Annotated in this window: 18 protein-coding genes and 1 pseudogene; 8 read left to right on the forward strand and 11 right to left on the reverse strand. The window is 56.9% G+C overall.

Translation table 11 applies throughout. The annotated features are described in order from the left end of the window. Window positions 1-16 precede the first annotated feature (16 nt). Window positions 17-883, forward strand: coding sequence for a glutathione-dependent disulfide-bond oxidoreductase (gene yghU, locus KCG39_RS14685; RefSeq protein ID WP_004125234.1), 867 nt, complete (start codon window positions 17-19; stop codon window positions 881-883). A gap of 35 nt (window positions 884-918) precedes the next feature. Here yghU and yghX read toward each other — a convergent pair whose 3' ends face one another. The 4 genes from yghX to exbB all read right to left on the reverse strand — a co-directional run bounded on the left by yghX (window position 919) and on the right by exbB (window position 3,768). After that, a complete protein-coding gene (gene yghX / locus KCG39_RS14690) occupies window positions 919-1,806 on the reverse strand; it encodes a YghX family hydrolase (RefSeq protein ID WP_142445254.1) in 888 nt (295 codons plus the stop codon). A 161-nt stretch (window positions 1,807-1,967) separates the two neighbouring features. Next, window positions 1,968-2,462, reverse strand: a complete 495-nt coding sequence (locus KCG39_RS14695) for a TIGR00645 family protein (RefSeq protein WP_004105804.1) — start codon at window positions 2,460-2,462, stop codon at window positions 1,968-1,970. Window positions 2,463-2,604: 142 nt separating this feature from the next. Further along, entirely contained in the window at window positions 2,605-3,030 is a 426-nt protein-coding gene (exbD, locus tag KCG39_RS14700; RefSeq protein ID WP_004125236.1) for a TonB system transport protein ExbD, read from the reverse strand. A 6-nt stretch (window positions 3,031-3,036) separates the two neighbouring features. Further along, entirely contained in the window at window positions 3,037-3,768 is a 732-nt protein-coding gene (exbB, locus tag KCG39_RS14705) for a tol-pal system-associated acyl-CoA thioesterase (protein ID WP_004125237.1), read from the reverse strand. 251 nt (window positions 3,769-4,019) lie between these two features. Between exbB and metC the strand changes: the two genes are divergently transcribed. After that, window positions 4,020-5,207, forward strand: coding sequence for a cystathionine beta-lyase (metC, locus tag KCG39_RS14710; protein ID WP_004125240.1), 1,188 nt, complete (start codon window positions 4,020-4,022; stop codon window positions 5,205-5,207). Between the two features lie 132 nt (window positions 5,208-5,339). After that, window positions 5,340-5,999 carry a DedA family general envelope maintenance protein YghB gene (gene yghB / locus KCG39_RS14715; protein ID WP_142468401.1) on the forward strand — a complete coding sequence of 220 codons (660 nt, stop codon included), beginning with the start codon at window positions 5,340-5,342 and terminating at the stop codon, window positions 5,997-5,999. A gap of 44 nt (window positions 6,000-6,043) precedes the next feature. Here yghB and KCG39_RS14720 read toward each other — a convergent pair whose 3' ends face one another. Next, window positions 6,044-6,943, reverse strand: coding sequence for an AraC family transcriptional regulator (locus KCG39_RS14720; protein ID WP_004125243.1), 900 nt, complete (start codon window positions 6,941-6,943; stop codon window positions 6,044-6,046). Window positions 6,944-7,139: 196 nt separating this feature from the next. On the opposite strand from KCG39_RS14720, the gene yqhD reads away from it, so the two are divergent. The 3 genes from yqhD (at window position 7,140) to KCG39_RS14735 (ending at window position 9,817) form a co-directional block, all read left to right on the forward strand. Beyond that, the gene (gene yqhD / locus KCG39_RS14725; protein ID WP_004125245.1) at window positions 7,140-8,303 is read left to right on the forward strand and encodes an alcohol dehydrogenase; all 1,164 of its coding nucleotides are present in this window, start codon (window positions 7,140-7,142) and stop codon (window positions 8,301-8,303) included. Between the two features lie 132 nt (window positions 8,304-8,435). Continuing rightward, window positions 8,436-9,263, forward strand: coding sequence for a 2,5-didehydrogluconate reductase DkgA (dkgA, locus tag KCG39_RS14730; RefSeq protein WP_049113394.1), 828 nt, complete (start codon window positions 8,436-8,438; stop codon window positions 9,261-9,263). Window positions 9,264-9,361: 98 nt separating this feature from the next. After that, the gene (locus KCG39_RS14735) at window positions 9,362-9,817 is read left to right on the forward strand and encodes an HIT family protein (protein ID WP_004125248.1); all 456 of its coding nucleotides are present in this window, start codon (window positions 9,362-9,364) and stop codon (window positions 9,815-9,817) included. Between the two features lie 95 nt (window positions 9,818-9,912). On the opposite strand, the pseudogene KCG39_RS14740 reads toward KCG39_RS14735, so the two are convergent. The 6 genes and pseudogenes from KCG39_RS14740 to KCG39_RS14765 all read right to left on the reverse strand — a co-directional run. Continuing rightward, a pseudogene (locus tag KCG39_RS14740) lies at window positions 9,913-12,138 on the reverse strand (YgiQ family radical SAM protein); the annotation flags it as partial. 30 nt (window positions 12,139-12,168) lie between these two features. Next, complete coding sequence (gene ftsP / locus KCG39_RS14745) at window positions 12,169-13,581, reverse strand: cell division protein FtsP (protein ID WP_004125252.1); 1,413 nt, start codon at window positions 13,579-13,581, stop codon at window positions 12,169-12,171. A gap of 84 nt (window positions 13,582-13,665) precedes the next feature. Continuing rightward, a complete protein-coding gene (plsC, locus tag KCG39_RS14750; RefSeq protein WP_004125254.1) occupies window positions 13,666-14,403 on the reverse strand; it encodes a 1-acylglycerol-3-phosphate O-acyltransferase in 738 nt (245 codons plus the stop codon). A 192-nt stretch (window positions 14,404-14,595) separates the two neighbouring features. Further along, window positions 14,596-16,854, reverse strand: coding sequence for a DNA topoisomerase IV subunit A (gene parC / locus KCG39_RS14755; RefSeq protein WP_004125256.1), 2,259 nt, complete (start codon window positions 16,852-16,854; stop codon window positions 14,596-14,598). A 122-nt stretch (window positions 16,855-16,976) separates the two neighbouring features. Beyond that, a complete protein-coding gene (locus KCG39_RS14760; protein ID WP_112166964.1) occupies window positions 16,977-17,846 on the reverse strand; it encodes an AraC family transcriptional regulator in 870 nt (289 codons plus the stop codon). 77 nt (window positions 17,847-17,923) lie between these two features. Next, on the reverse strand, window positions 17,924-18,331 hold the full coding sequence (locus KCG39_RS14765; protein WP_004125269.1) for a YgiW/YdeI family stress tolerance OB fold protein: 408 nt from the start codon (window positions 18,329-18,331) through the stop codon (window positions 17,924-17,926). Window positions 18,332-18,481: 150 nt separating this feature from the next. Here KCG39_RS14765 and qseB point away from each other — a divergent pair, with 150 nt between their 5' ends. Next, window positions 18,482-19,141, forward strand: coding sequence for a quorum sensing response regulator transcription factor QseB (gene qseB, locus KCG39_RS14770; protein ID WP_004125272.1), 660 nt, complete (start codon window positions 18,482-18,484; stop codon window positions 19,139-19,141). Further along, a complete protein-coding gene (gene qseC, locus KCG39_RS14775) occupies window positions 19,138-20,487 on the forward strand; it encodes a quorum sensing histidine kinase QseC (RefSeq protein WP_049113399.1) in 1,350 nt (449 codons plus the stop codon). The genes qseB and qseC overlap by 4 nt, the downstream gene beginning before the upstream one ends. Window positions 20,488-20,559 lie beyond the last annotated feature (72 nt).

A 20,559-nucleotide genomic window follows, 5' to 3' on the forward strand; every position in this document is an offset into this window, starting at 1 on the left:
AAAAAGGCAGATCAGCATGTCAGAGAAGAACTACCAGCCACCGAAAGTGTGGGAATGGAAGCAAAACAACGGCGGCGCATTCGCCAATATCAACCGTCCCGTCTCCGGCGCAACGCACGATCGGGTGCTGCCGGTGGGCGCGCACCCGCTTCAGCTCTATTCGCTGGGGACGCCCAACGGGCAGAAGGTGACCATTATGCTGGAAGAGCTGCTGGCGTTAGGCATCAGCGGCGCGGAATACGACGCCTGGCTGATTCGCATCGGCGAAGGCGATCAGTTCTCCAGCGGCTTTGTCGAGGTTAACCCGAACTCGAAAATCCCCGCGCTCCGCGACCACTCTACCACGCCGCCGACCCGCGTTTTTGAATCCGGCAGCATCCTGCTCTATCTGGCGGAAAAGTTTGGCTTCTTCCTGCCCAAAGATCCAGCAGGCCGCACTGAAACCCTCAACTGGCTGTTCTGGCTACAGGGCTCGGCCCCGTTCCTCGGCGGCGGCTTTGGCCATTTCTTCAGCTATGCGCCGGTGAAAATCGAATACGCGATCGACCGCTTTACGATGGAAGCCAAACGCCAGCTTGACGTGCTCGACAAGCAGCTTGCCCGCGGCCGTTTTGTGGCGGGAGAAGAGTACACCATCGCCGATATGGCCATCTGGCCATGGTACGGTAACGTGGTGCTGGGGAACGTTTATAACGCCGCCGAGTTCCTTGATGCCGGTAGCTATAAAAACGTGCTGCGTTGGGCGCAGGATGTTGGCAATCGCCCGGCCGTACAGCGTGGACGCATGGTTAACCGCACCTCTGGCCCGCTCAACGAGCAGCTTCACGAGCGCCATGACGCCAGCGACTTCGACACGCAAACCGAAGATAAACGCCAGGCTTAGCACCCATGCCCGCCGGAGGCTTCAGCCTCCGGCTTTTAGCGCAGATACTTCTCAAACCATGCCAGCGTGCGTTGCCAGGCGAGCTCAGCCGCGGCCCGGTCGTAGCGCGGCGTGGAATCATTATGAAAGCCGTGGTTAACACCCTGATAAATATAGGCCTCGTAGACTTTATGGTGTGCCTTCAGCGCTTTTTCATAGGCGGGCCAGCCTTCATTAATGCCGCTATCCAGTCCTGCATAATGCAGCAGCAGCGGCGCGTTAATTTTATCGACCTCATTCAGCGGCGGCTGGCGACCGTAAAACGGTACCGCGCAGGCCAACTCGGGGATCGCTACCGCCGCCGCGTTGCTGACGCCGCCGCCGTAGCAAAATCCGGTGATGCCGACCTTCCCCGTCGCCTGCGGGTGCTGGCGCATAAACGTGACCGCCGCAAAGAAATCATTCATCAGCTTCACGGGATCGACCTTCTGCTGTAGCGCGCGGCCTTCGTCGTCGTTACCGGGATAGCCGCCGACGGAGCTCAGGCCATCCGGCGCCAGCGCGATATAGCCCGCTTTCGCCACCCGCCGGGCAACGTCTTCAATATAGGGATTCAGGCCTCGGTTCTCATGAACCACCACCACGGCGGGCGCTTTGTCGGCTATTTTCGCCGGCGTCACCAGATAGGCCCGCACTTCACCGTGGCCGTCAGGAGAGGGATAGCGCATATACTCCGGGCGGATATCCGGGTCAGTAAACGCCACCTGCTCCGCCAGAGCATAGTCGGGCTTCAGCAGGTTAAACAGCGCCAGCGCGGTCATCCCGCCGACGGTATACTTCCCCGCCAGCTGGAGAAACTCGCGTTTGCTGATTTTGCCGTGGGCGTAGTAGTCATAGTACTCGAGCAGCTGCTGGGGAAAATCTTTGGCCGTGAGTCGCGTCATCACCCTTCCTCCGTTGTTAAGCGCTCTTTAAGCAAAGCAGAAGCGCGAGCATGCGCCAGCGGCGAGGGGCAGAAATGGTGGATTTTGTTGGCCGGGTCAGGCGCAAGCCGCCACCCGGCAGAAAGACGAGCGCAATATCTAAAACAGCTCGATCATCAGCCTCAGTGTTTCACTTTGGTCAGACGATCGAGGTAGCCCATCACAAAGGCCGACAGCACAAAGGTCAGGTGGATAATGACGTACCACATCAGCTTATTGTCCGGGACGTTTTTCGCATCCATAAACACCCGCAGCAGGTGAATAGAGGAGATCGCCACGATGGAGGCGGCAACCTTATTTTTCAACGACGTCGCGTCCATTTTGCCCAGCCAGCTGAGTTTTTCTTTACCCTCGTTAATATCCAGCTGCGAGACAAAATTTTCATACCCGGAGAACATCACCATCACCAGCAGACCGCCCACCAGGGTCATATCCACCAGCGACAGCAGGGTCAGAATCATATCCGACTCACTGACGCTGAAAATATGCGGCAGTATGTGGAAGATCTCCTGAAAAAATTTGATCGTCAGCGCAATCAAACCGAGCGAAAGGCCAAAATAAACCGGCGCCAGCAGCCAGCGCGAGGCGTACATAGCATTTTCCAGAAAGCGTTCCATAAGATCCTGTCAGTTAACATAAACGGCCGCCATTATACCGCAACAGGGCAACGTTTATGCAACACTCGTCCAACAGGAGAGCAATTCGAGGAGATAAAAAAGGCCGGCGCAAGGCCAGCCTGGGAGATGAGTCGGTAAGGGGTTACTTCGCTTTTACGGTTTCTTCGCCTACCAGACCAATCTTCAGATAGCCCGCCTGGTGCAGGGTATCCATGACCTTCATCATCGTCTCGTAGTCTACGGTTTTATCTGCGCGGAAGAAGACAGTGGTATCTTTCTTGCCTTCGGTCAGGGCATCCAGGGACGTAATCATGCTCTCTTCGGTGATGGGGTCATTACCGAGGAACATGGTTTTGTCCGCCTTCACCGACAGGTAGATCGGCTTTTCCGGGCGCGGCTGCGGCTGGCTGGAAGACGCCGGAAGATTCACCTTCACGTCTACGGTGGCCAGCGGCGCCGCCACCATAAAGATGATCAGCAGCACCAGCATGACGTCGATAAACGGCGTCACGTTGATGTCGTGCATTTCACCGTTATCATCGAGGTTTTCGTTAAAATGCATGGCCATAAAGCATCAACCTACGCGAAGTTTCTGGGCGGTACGCACTGGCTTAACGCCGCTGGCGCTCAGGTCCAGATCGCGGCTTTGCAGCAGCAGAACCTGGGCGGCGACATCGCCAAGTGAAGCTTTGTAGCTGGCAATCATACGGGCGAAGATGTTGTAGATGACCACCGCCGGAATCGCAGCGAACAGGCCAATTGCCGTAGCCAGCAGAGCTTCCGCGATGCCTGGCGCCACGACCGCCAGGTTAGTGGTCTGGGTCTGGGCAATACCGATAAAGCTGTTCATGATGCCCCAGACGGTACCAAACAGACCAACAAACGGGGAAATCGCGCCGATGGTAGCCAGATAACCGTTGCCGCGCCCCATGTAACGACCCACCGCCGCCACGCGACGCTCCAGTCGAAAACCGGTACGCTCTTTAATGCCTTCGTTATCTTCAGAACCTGCGGACAGCTCCAGCTCGTTCTGCGCTTCGTTGATCAGTTGGGAGGTCAGGCTTTTCGCCTCGAACGCGTTAGCGATATCGCTGGCCTGGTCGAGAGAGCGTGCTTCTGCAACCAGCTGCTGTTCGCGCTTGAGGCGACGCTTGCTGGCCAGGATCTCTGCGCCTTTGCCGAAAAAGATAGCCCATGTGACTACCGACGCCAGAATCAGGCCGATCATCACTACCTTAACGACAATATCGGCATGATGATACATACCCCAAACGGAGAGATCCGCCTGCATCAAATTATTACCCACACTGTATCTCCAGGACGTAAATCACAAAATCTGCGCACAATAATATCAAAACGACATCGAATTGATAGTGGTTCTCATTAGTATTTACACTGTGCAGCAAATCACGATTATTTTCCTTGCGCTTACGCAGTAAAAAAGTTGCTGACCCCACCGTTGGTAAAATTTTTACCTGTATCCGCCGCGACCCGGTACATTAACGGGTATTCATGTTAGTTTAGACGTCCAGACGTATAAAAACAGGTTATCTGAACATGGCTGATAAACATCTTGATACTGCGCTGGTTCACGCCGGACGCAGCAAAAAATACACTCAGGGCTCGGTAAACAGCGTCATTCAGCGCGCCTCATCGCTGGTTTTCGACACCGTCGAAGCGAAAAAACACGCCACCCGCAACCGCGCCAAAGGCGAACTGTTCTACGGGCGTCGCGGGACGCTGACCCACTTTTCCCTGCAGGAAGCGATGTGCGAGCTGGAAGGCGGCGCCGGCTGTGCCCTTTTTCCCTGCGGCGCGGCGGCGGTGGCCAATACCATTCTGGCATTTGTCGAGCAGGGCGACCATATTCTGGTAACCAACACCGCCTATGAACCTACCCAGGATTTCTGCACTAAAATCCTCGCCAAACTCGGCGTCACCACCGGCTGGTTCGACCCGCTCATCGGCGGCGATATCGCCCGTCTGGTACAGCCGAACACCCGCGTGGTGTTCCTCGAATCCCCCGGATCCATCACCATGGAAGTTCATGATGTTCCGGCGATCGTCGCGGCGGTGCGCCGCGTCGCTCCCGAAGCCATCATTATGATCGACAACACCTGGGCGGCGGGCGTGCTGTTCAAAGCGCTGGAGTTTGGTATCGATATCTCCATTCAGGCCGGCACCAAATACCTGATCGGCCATTCCGACGCGATGGTCGGTACCGCCGTGTCCAATGAGCGCTGTTGGGCGCAGCTGCGCGAAAACGCCTATCTGATGGGGCAAATGGTGGATGCCGATACCGCCTATATGACCAGCCGCGGTCTGCGCACTCTGGCGGTGCGTCTGCGTCAGCACCATGAAAGCAGCCTGCAGATTGCCGAATGGCTGGCCCAGCATCCACAAGTGGCCCGCGTGAATCACCCCGCTCTGCCCGGCAGCAAAGGCCATGAGTTCTGGCAGCGCGACTTCACCGGCAGCAGCGGCCTGTTCTCTTTCGTGCTCAATAAACGCCTGACCGACGCCGAACTCTCCGCTTATCTGGACCACTTCAGCTTGTTCAGCATGGCCTACTCCTGGGGCGGCTTTGAATCGCTGATTTTAGCCAACCAGCCGGAACACATTGCCGCAATCCGCCCTGATGCTGAAGTTGATTTCAGCGGCACGCTGATCCGCCTGCATATCGGGTTAGAAAATGTTACCGATCTGCAGGATGATTTAGCGGCGGGCTTCGCGCGTATCGTGTAAAGTGACAGTCAGTGGCAACAATAGCGGACGTTTTTTAGAAAAACGGCCGCTTTAGTTGCGCCCGGGATCAAGGTGCCCGAGCCTCTTCAGGAGTACACTAGACAAAAAACACGGTACCACTTAGGAAAGTCCATGGTTGTCATTCAAGAAATTGTCGCCGCGCTGTGGCAGCATGATTTTGCCGCGTTGGCAAACCCCCACGTTGTGGGCGTTGTATATCTGGTCATGTTCGCAACCCTGTTTCTGGAAAACGGTCTGCTGCCCGCCTCATTTTTACCGGGCGATAGCCTGCTGCTGCTCGCCGGGGCGCTGATCGCCAAAGGCGTAATGGACTTTGTACCTACGGTCGCCATTTTAACCGCAGCGGCCAGCCTCGGCTGCTGGCTGAGCTATATCCAGGGGCGCTGGCTGGGTAACACCGTCACGGTTAAGCGCTGGCTTGAGCATCTGCCGCATAAGTACCATCAGCGGGCAACCTGCATGTTTGACAAACACGGCCTGCTGGCGCTGTTGGCCGGGCGTTTCCTGGCGTTTGTTCGCACCCTGCTTCCCACCATGGCGGGCATTTCCGGGCTGCCAAACCGCCGCTTCCAGTTCTTCAACTGGCTGAGCGCGCTGCTGTGGGTTGGCGTGGTTACCGGCCTGGGCTATGCGCTGAGCATGATTCCCTTCGTTAAGCGTCATGAAGATCAGGTTATGACCTGTCTGATGATTCTGCCTATCGCGCTGCTGATCGCCGGGCTGCTCGGTACGGTTATCGTGGTGATTAAAAAGAAATACTGTAACGCCTGATCGTTTGCCGGGGCGGCGCGGATTCGCCGCCCTTACATCGTTCGTCACATCCCCTGAATCGTTCTGATTCGCGCCGCATCTTCCCCCGGCGTCATGCCGAAATAACGCTTAAACTCGCGGCTGAACTGCGACGCGCTTTCATACCCCACCCGCATCGCCGCCGCGCTGGCCTTCATACCATCGTGGATCATCAGCATGCGCGCTTTATGCAGACGATAGGTTTTCAGGTACTGCAGCGGGGAGGTGCTGGTGACTGATTTAAAGTTATGGTGGAACGCCGAGACGCTCATATTTGCTTCCGCCGCCAGCTGATCGACGCTGAGGTTTTCCGTGTACTGGCTTTCAATACGCTTCAATACGCGGCTAATCAGGCTGAAGTGGGTCTGCCGGCTGACCAGCGCCAGCAGCGCACCCCCGCACGGCCCGGTCAGTACATGATAGAGAATTTCGCGGATAATCTGTTTACCAAGAATGCGCGCGTCCAGCGGGCGCTCCATCACGTCCAGCAGGCGCTCAGCCGCGCACAGAATCTCTTCGGACAGCACCGCGGAGTTAATCCCGCTCGACGCCATGGACGGCTGAAACTGCTCATCTTCGCCGATATCCATCAGCAGCTCTTGCAGTTGCAGAATATCGACATTCAGCCGAATCCCCGCCAGCGGCACTTCCGGGGTGGCGAAGGTTTCGCATTCAAACGGTAGCGGTACCGTCAGCAGCAAATACTCATTGGTGTCATAGCGAAAGGTACGCTCGTTAATGTAACCAATTTTATGCCCGGAAAAGAGAAAAACGATCCCCGGCTGATACATGACCGGCGTCCGTGTCCCCGGCTGGGTACCGTACAGCAGGCGAATATCCGGCAGCAGACCATTAAGCACTTCCTCTTTATCTTTCAGCTGATTAACCTTACTCGTTAGTAACTGACATATCTCAGCGCGGTTCATTTGGCGGGCCTCTGCGAACATTTTTTTACCTCCGTATTGTGCGCACTTCCGGCGTATTTCTCCAGCCCCAAGGAGAAATGGGCAAGACAACGGCAGGAATGTGCATTGAGGGGAACGGGCGACGGGAACACAATGTCCGTCATCTGGCAGAGGTATCGTCTCTGTTGGCGGTTTTATCTATTTGAGGGCATCAGCCATGAATAATTTCGACCTACATACCCCAACCCGCATTCTGTTCGGTAAAGGCGCGATTGAAAATCTGCGCGATCAAATCCCGGCGGATGCTCGCGTGCTTGTCACCTACGGCGGCGGTAGCGTGAAGAAAACCGGCGTGCTTGATCAGGTTCTCAGCGCGCTGAACGGCATTGACGTCCGGGAATTTGGCGGCATCGAGCCCAACCCATCCTACGAAACGCTGATGAACGCGGTAAAAATTGCGCGTGATGAAAAAATCACTTTCCTGCTGGCGGTGGGCGGCGGTTCCGTTCTCGACGGCACCAAATTCATCGCCGCGGCGGCCCACTACAATGCCGATAGCGATCCGTGGGAAATCCTCGAAACCTACGGCAGCAAAGTGGCCAGCGCCATCCCGATGGGCTCCGTGTTGACGCTGCCGGCGACCGGTTCCGAATCCAATAAAGGCGCGGTCATCTCGCGCAAAACCACCGGTGACAAACGCGCGTTTATGTCCAGCCACGTCCAGCCGGTGTTCGCCATCCTGGATCCGGTTTACACCTATACCCTGCCGCCGCGCCAGGTGGCTAACGGCGTCGTCGACGCATTTGTCCATACCGTTGAACAGTACGTCACCTATCCGGTCGATGGCAAAATTCAGGACCGCTTTGCCGAAGGCATTCTGCTGACCCTGGTGGAAGACGGCCCGAAAGCGCTGAAAGAGCCGGAAAACTACGACGTACGCGCCAATATTATGTGGGCGGCCACCCAGGCACTGAATGGCCTGATTGGCGCAGGCGTGCCGCAGGACTGGGCGACCCATATGCTCGGCCACGAGCTGACCGCCATGCACGGTCTCGATCACGCCCAGACCCTGGCTATCGTCCTGCCTGCGCTGTGGAATGAAAAACGCGACGTTAAACGCGCCAAGCTGCTGCAGTACGCCGCTCGCGTCTGGAACATCACCGAAGGTTCTGAAGAGCAGCGTATCGATGCCGCCATCGCCGCAACGCGTGATTTCTTCGAACAGATGGGTGTCCCGACGCGCCTTTCTGCCTACGGTCTGGATGGTAGCTCTATCCCGGCGCTGCTGGCGAAACTGGAAGAGCACGGCATGACCCAACTGGGCGAAAACCAGGATATTACGCTGGACGTCAGCCGCCGTATTTACGAGGCTGCACGCTAATCAACCTCCTCTCCGACGCGTAAACTCGCGCAAAGGAGAGGAGTTTAACTACCGTTTTTAGCTATTTCGTCCAGACTTAATGCTACCCCTCGGCGGATTTTATTCCGCTGAGTTCATTAACAGGAGGAAGGCATGACACATCCAACCGTTATAAAACTACACGACGGCAACCTGATGCCGCAGCTGGGGCTCGGCGTGTGGAAAGCAGGCAACGAGGAAGTCGTCTCCGCCATTCATAAGGCGCTGGAAGTCGGTTATCGCTCGTTTGACACCGCCGCCGTGTACCAGAATGAAACCGGCGTCGGCAACGCGTTAAGCAGCGCAGGCGTTCCCCGCGATGAGCTGTTCGTCACCACGAAACTGTGGAATGACGATCAAAAGCAGCCCAAAGAAGCGCTGCAGGAAAGTCTGAAAAAACTGAAGCTCGACTACGTCGATTTATATTTAATTCACTGGCCGGTTCCGGCAACGAACCACTTCGTCGACGCCTGGAAAAGCTTAATTGAGCTGCAGCAGCAGGGTCTGGCAAAAAGCATCGGCGTGTGTAATTTCCAGGTTCATCATCTGCAAAAAATCATAGATGAAACCGGTGTCGCTCCGGTGATAAACCAGATTGAACTTCACCCGCTGATGCAGCAGCGTCAGCTTCACGCCTGGAATGCGACGCATAAGATCCAGACCGAGTCCTGGAGCCCGCTGGCGCAGGGTGGCGAAGGGGTATTCGATCACAAAATTATTCGTCAACTGGCGGATAAATACGCTAAAACCCCGGCGCAGATCGTAATCCGCTGGCATCTGGACAGCGGCCTGGTGGTGATCCCGAAATCGGTGACGCCATCGCGCATTGCCGAGAATTTTAACGTCTGGGACTTCCGTCTTGATAAAGATGAATTAAGTGAAATCACTAAACTGGACCAGAACAAACGCCTGGGGCCAGACCCGGATCAGTTCGGCGGTTAATCTTCCCCGCTCCGTCGGATTTCGGCGGAGCATCGCTTTGCGGACCGGTTAAAACCACGTACATTGAGAGTTTGTTGCAATCAAATGGATGTGTGCTGATGAGCTGTATTTTCTGTCAAATTGTTGCGGGGAAAGCCCCCTGCCATAAGGTGTGGGAAGATGAACACCACCTCGCCTTTCTCTCTATTTTCCCCAATACCGACGGTTTTACAGTCGTGATCCCAAAGAAGCACTACCCCAGCTATGCGTTTGATATGCCGCCGCAGGCGCTGGCCGATTTGGTGCTGGCGACGCAGAAAGTGGCGAAGCTTCTGGATAAAGCCTTTGATGACGTGGGCCGTACGGGGATGTTTTTTGAAGGCTATGGCGTTGACCATGTCCACAGCAAGCTCAGCCCGATGCACGGCACCGGCGATATGACCCAATGGCGGCCTATCGAGTCGCGTCAGACTCAGTTTTTTGCGCAATACGAAGGCTATCTCTCTTCCCACGATCACGAGCGGGCGGATGATGAAAAGCTGGCGGCGCTGGCCGCCAGAATCAGAGAAGCATAGCCACATAACGGCTTTTGCCGTTGAGGCTTGGGCCCGGTAGCCTATAACCACCGGGCATGAGATTAACGCCCTGCTTTTACCCGCTTTTTCTGGCCTGCCGGCGTCTGGCGCTGATGCGCCACCGGCGTATGCTTGGTTAGCGCCGGACGAGTATGGCGGTTCTGGCGACGCGCTTCGCGCATCTCGTCGATCGTCGGCGCCGGTACCAGGCAATCGCGACGGCTGCCGATCAGGTGCTTTTTACCCATGGTCTCCAGCGCCTGGCGAATCAGCGGCCAGTTGGCCGGGTCGTGATAGCGCAGCAGCGCCTTGTGCAGGCGGCGCTGTTTGTCGCCCTTCGGCACCACTACATCCTCACTCTTATAGCCAATCTTACCCAGCGGGTTCTTACCGGTGTAATACATGGTGGTCGAGTTCGCCAGCGGCGACGGATAGAAGTTTTGCACCTGATCCAGGCGGAAACGATGCTGCTTAAGCCACAGCGCCAGATTCACCATATCTTCATCCCGCGTCCCCGGATGGGCGGAAATAAAGTACGGGATCAGATACTGCTCTTTGCCCGCCTGCTTCGAATAGGTATCAAACAGCTGCTTAAAGCGATCGTAGCTGCCCATTCCTGGCTTCATCATCTTCGACAGAGGCCCCTCTTCCGTATGCTCAGGGGCAATCTTCAGATAACCGCCAACGTGGTGGGTGGCCAGCTCTTTAATATAGCGCGGGTCTTCAACGGCGATGTCGTAACGCACGCCGGACGCGATAAGGATCTTTTTGATGCCTTTCAGGTCACGGGCGCGGCGGTAAAGATTAATCGTCGGCTCATGGTTAGTGTCCATATGCGGACAGATATCCGGATAAACGCATGACAGGCGGCGGCAGGTTTGCTCGGCGCGCGGCGACTTGCAGCGCAGCATATACATGTTGGCCGTCGGACCGCCAAGATCGGAAATAATGCCGGTAAAGCCGGGAACCGTGTCGCGAATCGCTTCGATTTCATTGATGATCGAATCTTCGGAGCGGCTCTGAATGATGCGGCCCTCATGCTCGGTAATCGAGCAAAACGAACAGCCGCCAAAACAGCCGCGCATGATGTTAATCGAGAAGCGAATCATCTCGTAGGCCGGAATGCGGGCATCGCCGTATGAAGGATGCGGAACACGCTTATACGGCAGGGCAAACACGCTATCCATCTCTTCAGTGGAAAGCGGAATAGCGGGCGGGTTAACCCAGATATAGCGTTCGCAGTGTTTCTGCATCAGCGCGCGGGCGCAGCCGGGGTTAGTTTCATGGTGCAGAATACGCGACGCGTGCGCGTAGAGAACCTTGTCGCCTTTCACCTTTTCAAAAGAAGGCAGCAGGACATAGGTCTTTTCCCACGGCTTCGGACGCGGCGGCTGTACGGTAACGCGCTTCGCTTCCTGTTTTGGCGGTGCGACGGTTTTGTTATCCGCGCACGGCAGATCTTCACCGTACGGATGCGGGATCGGATCGATTTTCCCCGGCGTGTCCAGACGCGTGGAGTCCACCCCGCTCCAGCCCGGCAGCGCTTCCTTCACCATGATCGCGGTGTTGCGAACGTCGCGAATTTGCCCGATAGGCTCGCCGGCGGCCAGACGGTGCGCCACTTCCACCAGCGGACGCTCGCCGTTGCCGAACATCAGCATATCGGCTTTAGAGTCCACCAGAACCGAGCGACGCACGGTATCAGACCAGTAGTCGTAGTGCGCGGTTCGGCGCAGGCTGGCTTCGATACCACCGAGGATCACCGGCACATCTTTCCACGCTTCTTTGCAACGCTGCGTATAAACCAGCGTGGCGCGATCCGGGCGCTTGCCGGCCACGTTCCCCGCCGTGTAGGCATCGTCATGGCGCAGCTTACGGTCAGCAGTGTAGCGGTTGATCATCGAATCCATATTCCCGGCGGTGACGCCGAAGAACAGATTCGGTTTACCCAGGCGCATAAAGTCGTTTTTATTATTCCAGTCCGGCTGGGAAATAATCCCCACGCGGAACCCCTGCGCTTCCAGCATGCGTCCGCAGATCGCCATGCCAAAGCTCGGGTGATCGACATAGGCATCGCCGGTAACCAGAATAATGTCGCAGCTATCCCAGCCAAGTTGATCCATCTCTTCTCGCGACATCGGCAAGAACGGCGCGGGGCCAAAGCAGGCGGCCCAGTACTGCGGCCATGAGAAAAGGTCACGATCCGGTTGGATCAGGGATATTGCGCTCATATTGCTTCCGGGGAAATGATAAAAAAATAATCAAAAAGGGCGGCGATTATAAGCCGGAACGATGGAAGAAATGAAGGAGGTTTTTCCGATCCCGGCCGGTATGGGCCGGGACAGAATACATTACGGCGCCGGATTCACCAGAATCTGGCCAATAGAGCCACGGTCGGCAAGCTCCAGCGTCTGACTTAAGTACTGGAACGGGAAGTGCGGCCAGGAGGGCTGATTGTAATAGACCAGCAGCTCAACCTGACCATCGATCCAGACGGTATCCTTCCAGCCGCGATCTTCCGGGAACGGCGCGGAGCCGTTGACGTTACGCACCTGAAACATCACGCCTTCAATATGGAAGGACTGCGGCCGGTCGGCGCGCACCGTCCAGCGCTCCCAGGTTCCCTGCTGCGCCGTAATATCGATACGTTGCGGATCCCATAGCTGACCGTTAATACCCGGATCGTCACCAAGCGTGATATCGCGGCTGCGAATCGCCGCGCCAGCCAGAATCTCCGTCGGCAGCAAACGCACGGGCAGGCTATCGGTCACCAGCGGCAGCAGGCCCGTCGGGCGCAGCGTCAGAATCAGGGTGGAAATCAGGATGCTCGACGGTTCGAAGAAGCCGCGAATACGATCGACGATGCTGGCAGCTTCCCCGCAGGTGATCGATACTTCATCGCCGTTAGTCATATCGACCAGAATTTCACGACGCTCACCCGGCGCCAGCGACAGCTGCTTCAGCGAAACCGGCGCCGGCAGCAACCCCTGATCGCCGGAAATCACGTGCAGCAATCGACCGTCGCTCATCTGCAGCTGATAGCGACGGGAGTTGGACGCATTCAGCAGGCGCAGGCGCACCCAGCCGCGCGACACTTCCACGAAAGGCCCCTGAACGCCGTTCACCAGCAGCGTATCGCCAACGAACCCTCCGCTACCGGGCTCGCTATACTCAGGCGTACCGAAATTATCCAGACGCTTATCCTGAATAATCACCGGGAAATCATCCACGCCGTAGTGATTGGGGATCGGCAGATTTTTACTGACATCATCTTCCACCAGCCACATCCCGGCCAGACCGTTATAGACCTGTTTTGCCATATGGTTTGGCGTGTTGGCCTGATACCACAGCGTCGCCGCGCTTTGGCGGATTGGCAGTACCGGAGCCCAGTCGGCGTTGGCGGACATCATGCGCGCGGCGCCGCCAATCAGCGGACCGGGGACCTGCAGGCCGCGGATCGTCATCGCCACGTTTTCCGTCAGGCGGTTGCTGTAAATCAGCTTCACATCGTCGCCATTCCAGACGCGAATGGTTGGCCCCATATAGCGGCCGTTAATCCCCCACACCGATGCGCGGGTTCCGGGCGTAAACGACCAGTGCGCTCGCTGTAGCGTTAAAAATAGCGGCTGCCCGCGGCGGGACTCCAGCAGAGGAGGGATCGGCAGCGCAGGCTGCTGACCAGCGGCCTGTGCTTTCAGCGGCGCGGCGCCTGCGCACAGCGCTACGCCTGAAGCCTTAATGAACTGACGCCGACTGAGTGACATATTTACTCCATGAAATACTGACTAATTAACAAGGGAATTCGTTTCCCGCCAGCAATACGCGCGCGCTTCGCGGCGTTTCCTGTGTTATTTCTTTGCGGCCGCTTCGCGTTCGGCAACTTCTTTATCCAGCTCAGCGATTTTAGCGGACATCAGCTCGCGACAGTGCGTCGCCAGCGCGCGAACGCCCTCTTTTCCATACTGACTGGTGTCTACCGGCGGCAGCATTTCTACAATCACCAGACCGTTATTCAGGCGATTGAGATTAATTTTATTCGATGTATTAGAAACGCACACCGGAATAATTGGCACGCCAGCCGCGACAGCCGCATGAAAAGCGCCGGTTTTAAAAGGCAGCAGACCGCGGCCTCGACTGCGGGTCCCTTCTGGAAACATCCAAAAAGAGATATTGCGCTTTTTAAACGCATTCACGACTTCGGCAATAGTGCCGTGCGCTTTTGCCCGGTTATTGCGGTCAATCAGCAGGTTCCCCGTTAGCCAGTAGAGCTGGCCGAAAAAAGGGATCCACGCCAGGCTCTTTTTACCCACGGTAACGGTCGGCGGCTGCACAATATTTGATGCCGTCACCATATCATAGTTATTCTGGTGGTTAGCGATATAGATAGCGTTGCCGTAGCTTTCCGCATCGGCCGGCTTGCGCAGCTCGACTTTCAGGCCGAAGACCGGCGACAGTTTGCCAAACAGGTGACCGAAGGTGGCGACGTGCTTAGGATTACGAGGACTGAACAGACAATAAATACAGCCGAAGATGCAGACCAGAATACAATAGATGACAACGATAATTAGTCGAAAAATAAATAGCATAGCTACCTCTAAAACCCAAACCGCTTAGAATTATACTCGCTGTTTCGCAGATTGCAGGCATCGGGCATCATTGCAAAGCGCGTTAAGCACCCCGAACGATCCTGACGGATATTGTTAATCGCAATGCCTGAATAAACAACGATTTTGCGGTAAATATTAACCTCCCCCGCCTTACTGCGGGGGAGGATCATCCTACTCTTCGCTATCGCCCGCCGAGGCGCGACGCGGTGAATCAATCTCCACCCGGTCGATTTTCTGCAGTCCACGCATCAGAGAGCCGCGGCGGCCGCGCTCGCCGGTGACTTTTTGCAGCTCTTCCGGACGGAGTTTGATTTTCCGTTTGCCGACGTGAATCGTCAGCGTACTTTGCGGCGGTAGGACAAACAGATGCGCCAGGCCATCCTGACCCGCAGCCGCTTCCGCCGACGGGATGTTGATAATCTTGTTGCCCTTGCCTTTCGACAGCTGCGGCAGGTCGCTGACCGGGAACATCAGCATGCGGCCGGCGGCGGTAATGGCCAGCAGCATATCGGACTCGTCCTCAATCACCAGCGGCGGCATCACGTGGGCGTTATCCGGAAGGCTAATCAACGTCTTACCGGCGCGGTTGCGCGCGACCAGATCGTTGAAAGTACAAATAAACCCGTAGCCTGCGTCGGACGCCAGCAGCAGTTTTTGATCATCGGCCTCCATCAGCATATGCTCCACCGTCGCCCCCGGCGGCAGCGTCAGCTTACCGGTGAGCGGCTCGCCCTGTCCACGTGCGGACGGCAGGGTGATCGGGTCAATCGCGTAGCTACGCCCGGTGGTGTCAATAAAGACCACCGGCTGATTGCTCTTCCCTTTCACTGCGGCTTTAAAACTGTCTCCCGCTTTATAGTTCAGTCCCGGCGCGTCGATATCATGGCCTTTGGCGCTGCGTACCCAGCCGCTCTGCGACAGAACGATGGTCACCGGCTCGGACGGCAGCATATCGTGCTCGCTCATCGCTTTCGCTTCTTCACGCTCGCGCAGCGGCGAACGACGATCGTCACCAAAGGCGTCGGCATCGGCCTGCAGCTCTTTCTTCAGCAGGTTATTCATTTTGCGTTCAGACGCCAGAATGGCCTGCAGATGGTCGCGTTCTTTTTCCAGCTCGCTTTGTTCACCGCGGATCTTCATCTCTTCCAGTCGGGCGAGATGGCGCAGTTTTAACTCCAGAATCGCTTCCGCCTGGGTTTCGCTGATGCCAAAGCGCGACATCAGGGCCGGCTTCGGCTCATCTTCGTGACGGATAATTTCGATAACTTCATCGATATTCAGAAACGCCACCAGCAAACCTTCCAGGATATGCAGGCGCTTGAGGACTTTTTCCAGACGGTAGCTGAGACGACGGCGCACGGTATCGCGGCGGAAAGTCAGCCATTCCGAGAGGATTTCCAGCAGGTTTTTTACCGCAGGACGGTTATCAAGCCCGATCATATTCAGGTTGATACGATAGCTCTTTTCCAGATCGGTCGTCGCGAACAGGTGGTTCATCACCTGCTCCATATCCACGCGGTTAGAGCGCGGGACGATCACCAGACGAGTCGGGTTTTCGTGATCCGATTCGTCGCGCAGGTCATCCACCATCGGCAGCTTTTTGTTGCGCATCTGAGCGGCAATCTGTTCAAGCACGCGGGCGCCGGAAACCTGATGCGGCAGCGCACTGATCACCACCGCGCCGTCTTCTTTCGTCCACACCGCGCGCATACGCACCGAACCGCGGCCATTCTGGTAGATTTTGCGGATCTCGGCACGCGGAGTAATGATTTCCGCTTCGGTCGGGTAATCCGGCCCCTGTACGATATCCAGCAGATCGTCCAGCGAGGTCTGCGGTTTTTCAATCAGGGTAATGGCCGCCTGAGCCACTTCACGCAGGTTGTGCGGCGGAATATCCGTCGCCATGCCGACGGCGATGCCGGTAGTGCCGTTGAGCAGAATATTGGGCAGGCGCGCAGGCAGCATTTTCGGCTCCTGCAGAGTGCCGTCAAAGTTTGGTACCCAGTCAACGGTGCCCTGCCCCAGTTCGCTCAGCAGCAGTTCAGCATACTTCGACAAACGGGATTCGGTATAACGCATCGCGGCGAAGGATTTAGGATCGTCCGGCGCCCCCCAGTTCCCCTGACCGTCAACCAGCGGATAGCGGTAAGAGAAGGGTTGCGCCATCAGCACCATGGCTTCATAGCAGGCGCTATCGCCGTGCGGATGGTATTTACCCAGCACGTCGCCGACGGTGCGGGCGGACTTTTTGAACTTGGCGCTGGCGTTGAGACCCAGCTCAGACATCGCATAGACGATGCGACGCTGGACCGGCTTCAGGCCATCGCCAATAAACGGCAGCGCCCTGTCCATGATGACGTACATGGAGTAGTTCAGGTAGGCGTTTTCCGTAAATTCATGCAGCGCGAGGCGCTCTGCCATATCGCTCATTAATCGTGAATCCTCAATCTGCGTACCGGCCGTTCGGACGGCAAAACTACCGGCGATAATACCCTATCTGACGCCCTGAGTCACAGGGCGTTAGGCTGGTTGAGGAATTCCGTGGACATCCTTCATTTCAGCGGAAGATAAACGTCCGTCTGCAGCTCATGCTCACCGACTTCATGCACAAAATTGAGGTAGCGAAAGAAAACCGGGAAATCGCGCAGCGCCTCTCCCGATGCGGGCAGCCAGTCGCGATAAAGAAACCAGATACTCTGCGCGAGCGTGTCCAGAGAACCGTAATGACGCCCTACTGCGCAGCGCCCGCCGGGGATCTCGCCATTCACCACGCCAAAGCTGTTTTCCGGCACCGGCTGGCTGACCGTACCGCCAATATCGAAACGAAAATCGTCAGCCGGCGTGGCAGCGGGGTCGTCCCAGGAGATCCCCCAGGTTGCGCAGCTGGCGACCGGGGACAGACCGCTCTTCTTGCGCCAGGCGATAAACTTCGCGGCGGTCTCATTGACTAAACCAGGGTTACCGCGATGCTGCAGCATCGCGATCTGAGTGGTAGGAAGCTGGATTATTTTAACATCCATTGGGTGTTGCTCCTGTAGCGTATGTTTCGGTACACGTCGATGCCATTCCAGCCAGTCCGGCTGTTGGCGGAATTGGCTGGGGCTTTGCGCGAAGGCGCTGCGGAAGGCGCGGCTGAACGACTCCGGGTTCTGGAACCCCGCATCAAGGGCAATATCGATAATCTTTTCCTGTGGATTAAACGCCAGTCGCCAACAGGCGCGACGCAAACGTAACCATTGGATATAGCGATAGAGCGGTACCCCGCTATAGGCGCTGAATTGCCGGTGAAAATGATACGGCGAGCTATGGGCTATCGCACTGAGCGTCTCCAGCGACAGCGGCGTGTCCAGATGACGTTCAATGTACAAGCACACTTGCTGAAAACGCCCGGCAAAGGCCGGGCTTACCTGAGTATCGTTCATCGCATCCTCCCGGAAACATACTCTGACAGAGCGAGGAGTGCGGTTCCTGACCGATCTTGCTTAAGATGATGAGAAAACTATGGCGTGATTTTACGAATCTGCTTTACGTCGATTTCCACTGAGTTCCAGTCTTTATCCACTTCACCCTGAATCTCTACCGTATCCTGCGGGGTCACGGTCACGCCGTTCCAGCGCTTGTGATCGATATCGACGTTCACGGTGCCGGAGCTGTCCTGGAATTTATACAGGTCGTCGGAAATACGCTCCACGATTTTACCGCGCAGGGTCACCCAGGTATCGTCACGCAGGGTTTTCGCATTCGCGACCGTCGTTACGCTCCCGTTCGGACCAATGAACCCGCCGTTTTGCGTGGTCGTCTGGCTGGTTTGCGTCGAGCCGGGTCCGGAAAACCCGCCCTGCTCAGCGGCCAGTACCGGCATGGAAACTAAGGCGATGATAGCGGTCATTGCGGCGATTTTCTTCATGATGTGTTCTCCCTTTGTGTTTATATCGTCACTATTACACCGGGCAAAACTTAACAACTTCTTAAGCGGAAAAAATAAATTTTATTCCTGTACAGCGCGCGCCGCAACGCGCTTTACTGCGGGAATATCCAAGGGACACAGGAGCAGAAAATGCGCATTTTACTGGTGGAAGACGACAAACTGATCGGTGACGGCCTCAAAACCGGACTGACCAAGCTGGGCTTCAGCGTCGACTGGTTTACCCGCGGCGAAGAGGGGAAAGCCGCGCTGTATCACGCCGCTTACGACGCCATTATTCTTGACCTGACCCTGCCCGGCATCGATGGGCTGGATATTCTGCGCGAATGGCGCGACAAAGGCCGCCACGAACCGGTACTGATCCTGACCGCCCGCGACGCGCTTAACCAGCGCGTCGAAGGATTACGCCTCGGCGCCGATGACTATCTCTGCAAACCTTTCGCGCTGGTTGAAGTCGCCGCGCGCCTGGAAGCACTGATGCGCCGCGCCCACGGCCAGAGCAGCAGCGAACTGCGGCACGGCAATGTGGTCCTCGATCCTGGCCGACTCACGGCCACCCTGAACGACGAGAGCCTGCCGCTCAAGCCAAAGGAGTTTGCTCTGCTGGAGCTGCTGATGCGCAATGCCGGACGCGTGCTGCCGCGTAAGCTTATTGAAGAAAAGCTCTATAGCTGGGATGACGACGTCTCCAGCAACGCGATAGAAGTACACGTCCATCATCTGCGCCGTAAGCTCGGCAGCGCTTTCATTCGTACCGTACACGGTATCGGCTATACCCTGGGGGACGCATGAAGCGGCTGGGGAAACTGAGCCTGCGCGTCCGCCTGACGCTGCTTTTTTTGCTGCTGACCAGCGCCGCCTGGGGCATTGCCAGCTTTGTGGCCTGGCAACAGACCACCGACAAGCTGGATAAGCTGTTCGATACCCAGCAGTTGTTGTTCGCCCGCCGCCTGAGCGCGATGAATTTCGACGAGCTCCATACCCTCGCGCCACAGGTGCGGACAAAGAAAAAGGTTAAACACGGCCATCTCGACGACGATGCGCTGGCTTTCGCTATCTTTACCACCGACGGCAAAATGGTGCTTAACGATGGCGAAAATGGCCAGGATATCCTGTGGGGTAACAACCGGGAGGGGTTCAGCGACGGCTACCTGCGCGGCGATGATGACGAATGGCGCTTTCTGTGGCTCACCACCCGCGACGGGCGCCATCGTATCGTCGTCGGCCAGGAATGGGATTACCGCCGCGAGATGGCGCTGGATATCGTCACCTCCCAGCTTACACCCTGGCTGGTTGCGCTGCCGCTGATGTTTTTGCTGCTCATCGTGCTGTTAAGCCGGGAACTGGCGCCGCTGAAAAAGCTGGCCACCACGCTGCGCACCCGAGCGCCGGATTCCGCCGAAACGCTAAATAGCGAGAACGTGCCCAGCGAAGTTCGCCCGCTGGTCGACGCGCTAAATCAGCTCTTTACCCGGACGCATGACACCATGATCCGCGAGCGTCGGTTCACCTCCGATGCCGCCCACGAACTGCGCAGCCCACTGGCGGCGCTGAAGGTGCAAACCGAAGTGGCCCAGCTCTCGCTGGACGATCCGCAAGGGCTGGATAAAGCGCTGGAGCAGCTCCACCAGGGTATCGATCGCGCAACCCGCCTGGTCGACCAGCTACTTACCCTATCGCGCCTGGATTCGCTGGCGCAGCTGGATGATGTTCAGACGATCGCCATTGATGAACTGCTACAGTCTGCGGTCATGGAGATGTACCACCCGGCGCAACTGGCCGGACTTGAGCTACGCCTGCACCTGAACGCGAAGAACATCTTGCGCACCGGGCAGCCGCTGCTGCTAAGCCTACTGGTGCGCAATCTTTTAGATAACGCGGTGCGCTATAGCCCCGCCGGAAGCCAGGTCGACATCACCCTGGATGCCGGTGAATTCCGCGTACGCGACAACGGCCCGGGCATCAGCGCCGAGGCCCTGGCGCGCGTCGGCGAGCGCTTTTATCGCCCTCCAGGCCAGGAGCAGCCCGGTAGCGGCCTCGGGCTCTCCATCGTCAAACGCATCGCCGCGCTGCACGGGATGACGGCAAGTTTCGGCAACGCCCGCGACGGCGGATTCGAGGCGCGCATTCGCTGGTAGCGGCATTATTGCTATAAAAGCAAAAGACTTTGCACATTTTGCTCATTTTACCGCTCTGCCCGGCGGGGTAAA

Origin of the sequence: Klebsiella pasteurii (assembly GCF_018139045.1) — a bacterium.
In the GTDB taxonomy this organism is placed as follows: domain Bacteria; phylum Pseudomonadota; class Gammaproteobacteria; order Enterobacterales; family Enterobacteriaceae; genus Klebsiella; species Klebsiella grimontii.